We start from the raw sequence: 9,141 nt of genomic DNA on the forward strand, positions 1-9,141 counted from the left end.
TTTCTACAACGACAAGATGGATGAGGGCATCCAAATTCTGGAAGAAAAAGGCCTCCTGCAGGAGTCCAAGGGTGCTAGCATCGTAGACTTGGAAGAGTTTAACCTGCCGCCAGCCCTGATCAAGAAATCAGACGGTGCGACTCTTTATATCACGCGCGATATGGCGACCGCCATGTACCGGGCCCGCACCTACCATTTCGTGAAAAATGTCTATGCCGTAGGGCAGGAGCAGTCCAACCACTTCCGCCAGCTCAAGGCCGTCCTGAAGAAGATGGGCTTTGACTGGAGCGATGACATGGTTCACGTAGACTTTGGCCTGGTGACGAAAAACCGCCAGAAACTCTCCACCCGTAAGGGAAATATCATTCTGCTGGAACCAACCCTGCAGGAAGCTATCAGCCGCGCTAAGAGCCAAATCGAAGCTAAAAATCCAGAACTGGAAAACAAGGATGACGTGGCTCATGCTGTCGGTGTCGGTGCGGTGAAATTCTATGACCTGAAAACCGACCGCCGCAATGGCTATGACTTTGATCTGGAAGCCATGGTTTCCTTTGAGGGAGAGACCGGCCCTTACATCCAGTATGCTTATGCCCGGATCCAGTCTATCCTGCGCAAGGCTAACTTTGCGCCGTCAGCCGATGCCAGCTACAGCCTCAATGATGCTGAAAGCTGGGAAATCATCAAGCTGCTTCAGGACTTCAGCCGTGTTATCAAACGGGCTTCTGATAACTTTGACCCGTCGCTGATTGCCAAATATGCAATCAGTCTGGCTCAGGCCTTTAACAAATACTATGCCCATACCCGCATCTTGGACGACAGCCCTGAACGCGACAGCCGTCTGGCACTCAGCTATTCTACTGCCCTTGTCCTCAAGGAAGCCCTGCGCCTGCTGGGGGTAGAAACACCTGAGAAAATGTAAACCTGATTTGCAAATTTTAAAAAAACGGAAGCTCAAAACGAGCTTTCGTTTTTTTCAATGCCATAAAGGTCTTCAATAATCCCGGCAACTTTCTTAATATCGCCCAGCATGCCGCGCATTTCAAAGTCGGCTAAAACGGGGAAACCAAAGCGCTCTGAATACTGCTTGGCTGTCAGGCAGTATTGGTTGTTAAAGTTGCGGTTGCCGCTGCCGACAATGCCCAGACACTTGCTGGCATTATCTCCGTAGGCAATAAAATCCGCCACATCGGTCGTCAGAATTTCCACATCGCCATTGTCCACGCCGTTGCCGCCTTCCAGATAGGTGGGCAGAAAAGCGATAAAAGGATTGGCCATCTCAAAGAAGGGCTGCCCTTCCTTGACCATGTCTTTGATGGGAATCTGCTCCACTTCTATGTCTGGATGCAGCGCCAGCAGGTAGTCTGACAGCCGGCGGACAAAGCTTTCTGTATTGCCGCTGAGACTAATATATACTAAGGAAACTTTCATTTTCTCTCCAATCTATGAACACAGGTTCTACTACTCTTCAAAAATCTCTTCAAACTACGTCAGCATCGCCTTGCCGTACTTTTGAGTCTTCCTCTCGGAAGCTTTATCTGCGACCTCAAAACTTCCGCTGGAGCATTTGAGCGGCTAGCCTCCTAGTTTGCTTGTTGATTTTCATTGAATATAAATAAAAGACATCTGATTGCCTGTTGAAATTGTCAGCTCTCAGATCTCTTTTTTCAAAGCTTATTGAACTGCTTGGATTTCTTCCTTTTCCAGTTCCTTTTGCAGCTTCAGCAGTTTAAAAACAGTCAGCCCTAAAAAGACAAGGTTCAGTCCGACAAAGACGGCGACACCAAGCAAGCTGCTGGAACGCATGCCCTTGCGAGTGGCTTCGTCGGTAAAAAGATTAAAGAGCGGAGAAGCAGAGACATAATTGTAAACCAAGCCAATGATGGCCAAGAGCACGTAAAAAATATAAATGATGTTTGCCAGCTGGACATTTTTTCTCAGCAAAACGACAATAGCTGCAATCAAAACCGCTGCTGATAGAAAAAAGAGCAGGATACTGATACCGTTATGGCTCAGTTCATAAGATTTTTTAGAATACTCATTCAGCTGGTCAGACAAGGCTGCAGAATACCCAGCCTGAGTATAATCAATCACTGTATATTGGTTAAAGAACCGTCCCCAAATTCCAAGCAAGGTTACAAGCGTGGACAAGCCCAGCAAAATATAAAGATAAATTGGTTTCTTTTTCATGACAGCCTCCTGTAAGAAATGTTTTTACTTATTATACACCGAAAAGACAGGACTGACAAGGGCAAAAAATGACACGCTGCTGTAAGGGCTGGATTTCTCCTCGCTTTCCTCCTCATCTGAGACTTCCAGACAACACAAAAAGCCGAAACACTGCTGTCTCGGTTTTTGCTTTGATGCAAAGAATATTATACTCGATGAAAATCAACAAGCAAACTAGGAGGCTAGCCACAGGCTGTACTGGACTACGGCAAGGCGACGCTGACATGCTTTGAAGAGATTTTCCAAGAGTATTAATTGTTCAGGTGCCAGACTTCCTCCTCGTACTGAGCAATGGTCCGGTCGGATGAGAAGAAGCCGGCCTTGGCAATGTTGACCAGAACTTTTTCCAGCCAGCCCTCGCGGTCCTCATAGTCCGCCAGCATACGCTCCTTGACTGCAATATAGTCTTCCAGATCCAGCAGGGTCATAAACCAGTCCTTGCGGATCAGCTCATTGTAGAGGCGTTCCAAGCGCTCGGCTTTCCCGACAGCCAGCACTGTATCACTGATGATAAAGTCCACCAATGGCTTAATCGCCTCACGCGCATAGTACTCGCTAGACTTGTAAGCTTCCTTAGCGTAAAGGTCAATGACCGTCTCGGAGTCTTTGCCGAAGATATAGATATTGTCCTCACCAACCAGCTCGGCGATTTCCACATTGGCACCGTCCATGGTACCCAAGGTCAGAGCACCGTTCAGCATGAACTTCATGTTACCAGTACCGGATGCTTCCTTGGAAGCCAGGGAAATCTGCTCAGAAATATCACCGGCCGCAATCAGGAAGCTGGAGGCTGTGACATTGTAGTTTTCCACCATAACTACCTGCAGATGCGGCGCCACTTCTGGGTCCTTGGCAATCACCTCTGACAGGCAGAGGATGAGGTGGATGATGTCCTGGGCAATCGTGTAGGCAGGAGCAGCCTTGCCGCCGAAGAAGACAGTAATCGGACGGGCAGGAATGTTGCCAGCCTTGATATCCAGATATTTAGAAATGACATAGAGAGCATTCATCTGCTGGCGTTTGTACTCATGCAGGCGCTTGATTTGAATATCAAAGATCGAGTCTGGATTGATTTTTGCGCCTTGCACTTCTTTCAGGTGGCGGGCCAGCTTGCGTTTATTGTGAGCCTTGATCTGCTCCAGCTTTTCTTTGACATCGGCAGCGCCGGAAAAGTCCAGCAGGCCTTCCAGCTTGGCTGCATCGTGATGCCAGTCCCGGCCCAGCAGTTCATCCAGATAGTGGGACAGGCGCGGGTTGGCGTGCATGAGCCAGCGGCGGAAGGTAATGCCGTTGGTTTTGTTGTTGAATTTTTCAGGGTAGATGTCGTAGAAAGCCTTGAGCTCAGAGTTTTTCAGGATTTCTGTATGCAGAGCCGCGACCCCATTGACACTGTAGCCATAGTGAATGTCCATATGGGCCATGTGCACGCGCTTGTATTCGTCGATAATCTGCACCGCCGGATCGCTGTAGCTTTCCTTGATGCGGCGGTCCAATTCTTCAATGATGGGCACCAGATGGGGCACCACTTCCTGCAGGAAGTCCAGCGGCCATTTTTCCAGCGCTTCGGCCAAGATGGTATGGTTGGTATAGGCTGTCATCTTTCGCACGATGCTGATGGCTTCATCCAAGCCTAAACCGCGCTCGGTCAGGAGACGGATCATTTCTGGGATGACCAGAGACGGATGGGTGTCATTGATCTGAATGACGGCATAGTCCGCCAAATCATGCAGGTTGCTGCCCTTTTCAATCGCTTCGTCAATAATCAGCTGCGCGCCATTGGACACCATAAAGTACTGCTGGAAGATCCGAAGCAATTCCCCCTGCCTGTCACTGTCATCCGGATAGAGGAAGAGAGTCAGGTTGCGGGCAATGTCTGTCTTATCAAAGTCAATGCCGTCTGCGATGATGGCTGCATCCACAGAGTCCAAATCAAAGAGACGGAGCCGGTTCTTGGTCGCTGTCTTATAGCCCGGCACATCAATATCATAGAGCGTAGATGTCAGAGTGAAGTGAGCAAAAGGTACCTGATAGCTGCGGCTGGATCTAACCAGCCAGCTCTGCTCTGTCAGCCAGAAATTGGGAACAGCCGTCTGCTCATTGTTTTTCAGGACCTGCTGGAAGAGGCCAAAGTGGTAGTTGAGCCCCACGCCGTCACCATTGAGCCCCAGAGTCGCAATCGAGTCCAGGAAGCAGGCCGCCAGACGGCCCAGACCGCCATTTCCCAGAGACGGCTCCAGTTCCACTTCTTCGACTGCAATCAGGTCCTTGCCGGCATCGGCCAGTTCCTGCTTGACTTGGTCGTACAGACCTAGATTGATCAGATTGTTGGACAGGAGCTTCCCGATGAGAAACTCGGCTGAGATGTAGTAGAGTTTCTTCTTGCCGGTATTAACGGGCTTTTGAGCGCTGGCCGCTTTGGTATAATTCAAAAGAGCCAGATACAGTTCTTCATTGCTGCAGTCAGCAAGGTCTTTTTGATAATGATTTTTAATATAGGTTTGTAAATTGGACATGATTTCTCCTGTAAAGAATAATTAATTCTGTTTTTCTAGTAATTTTCTGTTCAGCCGGCGGTAGGTCTTGGTCAGTCTGTAGAGCTCCCCTTCTACTATAGGGTTGAGCTGGTCTGCCGTCATGCGCCAGTCCCAGTTGCCGCCAATGGTCGATGGGTAGTTCATCCGGGCTTCGCTGCCCAGTTCCAGCAGGTCCTGCATGGTCGCAATAGCCATAAAGCTGACCGAAGCAAAGATGGTCCGCAGCATAGCATGAGGCACTGTTTCGTATTCCCTGCGGTTGGTATAGGCCGCCATATACTCGCGGACTTCGTCCTTAATCTCGTTCTGGTACCAGCCCAGCACGGTATTATTGTCGTGAGTGCCGGTATACATGACAGAATTGTTGCTGGCCAGATGCGGGCTGTCAATGCTTTCATCATTGGGATTGAAGGCAAACTGCAGAATCTTCATGCCGGGGAAGCCCGTCCGCTCACGCAGTTCAATGACTTCCTCAGTCATAAAGCCCAAGTCCTCAGCGATGATATTCAGATCCCCCAATGCTTCCTTGACCGCTGCAAAAAGCTTGTATCCCGGACCTTTGACCCACTTGCCGGGAGCCGCTGTGTCTGCCTCGGCAGGGATTTCCCAGTAAGACTCAAAGCCGCGGAAATGATCGATGCGCACGATGTCATAAATCTTAAAGCTCTCCCGCAGGCGTTCGATCCACCAGCGGTAGCCGTCCCTGTCCATGGCTTCCCAATCATAGATAGGATTGCCCCAGAGCTGACCGGTTTCGGAAAATTCATCCGGCGGGCAGCCCGCGACACAGGTCGGTCTGCCGGCAGCATCCGTCTTAAAGAAATGCGGCTGAGCCCAGACATCGCAGCTATCCGCTGCCACATAGATTGGCATATCGCCGACAATTTCAATCTGCCGCTCATTAGCATAAGCTTTCAGGCTTAACCACTGCTTAAAGAAGAAATACTGGCTGACCCGATGGTAGGTCAGTTGCTCAGCCAGCTGCTCTCTGTACGCGGCTATGGCCTCCGGCCGACGCAGACGGGCATCTGCATCCGGCCATTCGGTCCAGGCTTTCAAGCCAAAGTATTCCTTGATGGCCATATATTCTGCGTAGATTTCCAGCCAGGTCTGATTGGCCTCAACAAAGGCTTGGTAGTCAGCCCTATCCCCCCGCTGCAGAAAATTTGCAGCAGCCTTTTCCAAAAGCGGTCGGCGGGCCTTGAAAATTTTTGCATAATCCACTTTTTGGGGATTACTGCCAAAGTCCACCCCGGCTAAGTCAGCCTCTGTCAGCAGCCCTTCAGCAATCAGTAGGTCCATATCAATGAAGTGGGTATTGCCTGCAAAAGCTGAAAAGGACTGGTAGGGAGAATCCCCGTAGCTGGTCGTTCCCAGCGGCAGAATCTGCCAATAGCGCTGCTTGGTCCGCACCAAAAAGTCCACAAAATCATAAGCGCTCTGCCCAAAAGAACCAATCCCGTATTTCCCCGGGAGAGAAGAAATATGCATGAGAACACCGCTCTGTCTCTCTTTCATACTGATCACCTCAAAATTTTTTCCTGCATTTCCCACTTTATTCCGTGAAAACGTTTGCGTCGATTTGATTATAACGCATTTCTTTTTTTAGCGCAAGACTTATTTGGATTTTTTCCGGTAAAATTCGGAAAAAATCCAGCCTCCGTTCCCTATTAATCCAGCCAGAAAGCTTTTGTGCTTTTTCTGCTTTTCTCTTTCTTGCAAGCGTTCTCTTTTTGTGTTAAAATGTTTCTATAAACAGAAAACGTTTGCGCTTGCTGCCCTATCCCTTTTTCAGCCGTTGGAGAGGCTAAAAAGACGGAAAAAATGCGGGCCGCTCTCAAACTGCTGAATCAGTCAAAGCGGACAGCCTACGCATGTTACAGCAAAAGAACAGCAAGCTCCGCCAGAGGGCCTGCCGCTTGAAATCCGTATGAATGTTTGCATAGCAATGCTTTGCAGCAGCTGCCAGATACACTTGGGAAAAGGCCTCAAGGCTCGCCTGCTGGCTTTGCTGGTGATTGCCAGGGGGTGAGGCGGGATTGGACTGGAAGCGCAGCGGATTGGATTGATACTCAAAAAGAGCAGAAATGAGGAAGCTAGGATGCGTGTTACCATTAAAGAAGTTGCCAAGTTAGCTGGCGTGTCACCCTCGACGGTGACCCGTGTTGTGCAAAATAAATCAACCATCAGCGAAGAAACCAAAAAACGGGTCCGGGCGGCCATGAAAGAGCTGGACTACCACCCCAATCTCAATGCCAGAAGCCTGGTCAGCCAGTCCACTCAGGTCATCGGACTGGTGCTGCCGGATGATTCGGACGTCTTCTACCAAAACCCTTTCTTCCCGACTGTGCTGCGGGGGATTTCGCAGGTGGCTTCCGACTATGACTACGCTATCCAGATCAGCACCGGTCAGGATGAAGAGCACCGGCTGGAAAATCTCAAGCAGATGATTTACGGTAAGCGTGTGGACGGCTTGATTTTTCTCTATTCTAAGCCGGACGACCCCTTGGTAGACTTTGCCGCCAAAAATCAATTTCCTTTCCTGATTTTGGGAAAGGCTGTGTCGCCTTTCATCTCACTGGTGGATAATGACAATATCAAGGCCGGCTACGATGCCGCCAAGTATTTCCTTGAAAAGGGCTGCAAAAAAATTGCTTTTCTGGCCGGAAATAAAGAACTGGTCGTATCTCAGGACCGCTTTGCCGGCTACCAGCAGGCGCTGAAAGAGGCCGGGCTGCCTTTTGACGACAGCATTGTGAAGTTTTCCTTTGGCTTTCTGCTGGAGGATAACAGCTACAAGATTATGGAAAAGCTGCCGCTGGATGAGATTGAAGCCATCGTCACATCGGACAGCTTAGTCGCCGAAGGGGCACTCCATTACCTGAGAGACCGGGACGACCGTTTCCCTATTATCACTTTTGATTCGATACAGCCACGCATTGACGTGGATGCCTATATTGACATCAATGCTCTGGAGCTGGGCAAAGAATCCTTCCGAACCCTCTTTCAAATCATCAAAGACAGCAAGGAAGACAAGCATATCTGCTACCGCCAGCTCATTCCGCATACTATCGTCACCAACCGTTAGTGCATTTTTCTAAAAAGGAGGCAAGCCATGGTCTTTCGGAAGTTTGAGGCTTATTTGGACGATGAAAATATCATCAGCATTGAACTGGAAAAAAACTTTGATGCCTACTCCATCCACTTTACGCTGGAGGACCGGCACAGCTCCAGTCCTCTGACGATTAAAAATATTAACAATCAGGAAGAACGGATTATCTACACGGTTTCTGCTAATGAGCCCATTGACCTGACCCAGTCCTACAAGGTCTATGATCAGGACCGCAACCATACTGGCCTGCAGTACCGCCATATCGTTCAAAAGCCGGTTTTTGACCAAATCTTTGACTGCAGCGACACAGACTTAGGCGCTCGCTACAGCCCGCAGGCGACGGATTTCAAGCTCTGGGCTCCTATTTCAGAAAAGGTCCTCCTGCATCTCAAACATCAGGTCTATCATCTCAAGCGGCTGGACAAGGGGGTCTGGCATACCCGGGTCGAGGGGGATTTGGAAGGGCAGGCCTACTCCTACCTTCACAAGGTCAACGGCAGGTGGGCGGAAGTCCACGACCCCTATGCCCTGTCCTCTGATGTCAATTCCGGCAGCAGCTATATTATTGATTTGAACCGCATCGCAAAGCCTATTCAGCGGGCTAAGACTCAGCTGGACCCGACCGAGGCGGTCATCTATGAAATGAGTGTCCGCGACTTTTCTATGCAAAAAGAGGCTGGCTTTTCACAGCCCGGTAAATTTGCTTCTCTGAGCGAGTCACCGCAGGTTCACGGCCAGCGATTTGGCCTGGATTATCTGAAAAATCTGGGCATCAGCCACGTCCAGCTCATGCCGGTCTATGATTTCGGCAGCGTTGACGAAAAACACCCTGAATTGGTCTATAACTGGGGTTATGACCCCGTCCAGTACAATGTCCCTGACGGCAGCTTTACCAGCAAGCCGCGGGACCCTTATGCCCGCATTGAGGAACTGCAGGCCGCTGTCGCCGCCTATCACCAGGCCGACATCAGTGTCATCATGGATGTCGTCTATAATCACGTTTATAATGCCGACACCTATGCGTTTGAAAAGATTGTTCCCGGCTATTTCTACCGTTTGAATGCCATCGGCTTTCGTACTAACGGCAGCTTCTGCGGCAATGATGTCGCCAGCGAGAAGGCCATGGTTCGCCGCTATATCAAGCAGTCGGTTAGGCAGTGGATTACCCTCTATGGCTTTGACGGTTTCCGCTTTGACCTCATGGGGCTTCTGGATACAGAGACCATGAAGCAGATTGCCCAGGAGCTGAAGGCCATCTATCCCCAGATC

Annotated in this window: 7 protein-coding genes; 3 read left to right on the forward strand and 4 right to left on the reverse strand. The window is 49.9% G+C overall.

Annotated elements, in window-relative coordinates:
* Positions 1-919 (forward strand): arginine--tRNA ligase (gene argS / locus STRDD11_RS14120; RefSeq protein WP_241209286.1); only part of this gene is annotated, 919 nt, incomplete at its 5' end.
* Between the two features lie 32 nt (positions 920-951).
* On the opposite strand, the gene nrdI is transcribed toward argS, so the two are convergent.
* The 4 genes from nrdI to malQ form a co-directional block, all read right to left on the reverse strand.
* Entirely contained in the window at positions 952-1,440 is a 489-nt protein-coding gene (gene nrdI / locus STRDD11_RS02585) for a class Ib ribonucleoside-diphosphate reductase assembly flavoprotein NrdI (RefSeq protein WP_128835044.1), read from the reverse strand.
* A 231-nt stretch (positions 1,441-1,671) separates the two neighbouring features.
* Positions 1,672-2,187: an ABC transporter permease gene (locus STRDD11_RS02590; RefSeq protein WP_128835046.1), complete on the reverse strand. Its 516-nt coding sequence runs from the start codon at positions 2,185-2,187 to the stop codon at positions 1,672-1,674.
* 290 nt (positions 2,188-2,477) lie between these two features.
* The gene (glgP, locus tag STRDD11_RS02595) at positions 2,478-4,739 is read right to left on the reverse strand and encodes a glycogen/starch/alpha-glucan family phosphorylase (protein ID WP_128835048.1); all 2,262 of its coding nucleotides are present in this window, start codon (positions 4,737-4,739) and stop codon (positions 2,478-2,480) included.
* Positions 4,740-4,760: 21 nt separating this feature from the next.
* On the reverse strand, positions 4,761-6,278 hold the full coding sequence (gene malQ / locus STRDD11_RS02600; protein ID WP_128835050.1) for a 4-alpha-glucanotransferase: 1,518 nt from the start codon (positions 6,276-6,278) through the stop codon (positions 4,761-4,763).
* 583 nt (positions 6,279-6,861) lie between these two features.
* On the opposite strand from malQ, the gene STRDD11_RS02605 reads away from it, so the two are divergent.
* Together STRDD11_RS02605 and STRDD11_RS14125 are read left to right on the forward strand one after the other, a co-directional pair.
* Positions 6,862-7,848: a LacI family DNA-binding transcriptional regulator gene (locus tag STRDD11_RS02605; protein WP_128835052.1), complete on the forward strand. Its 987-nt coding sequence runs from the start codon at positions 6,862-6,864 to the stop codon at positions 7,846-7,848.
* Positions 7,849-7,875: 27 nt separating this feature from the next.
* The coding region (locus STRDD11_RS14125) for an alpha-amylase family glycosyl hydrolase (RefSeq protein ID WP_241209287.1) at positions 7,876-9,141 on the forward strand (1,266 nt) is incomplete at its 3' end.

Origin of the sequence: Streptococcus sp. DD11 (genome assembly GCF_001578865.1) — a bacterium.
In the GTDB taxonomy this organism is placed as follows: domain Bacteria; phylum Bacillota; class Bacilli; order Lactobacillales; family Streptococcaceae; genus Streptococcus; species Streptococcus panodentis.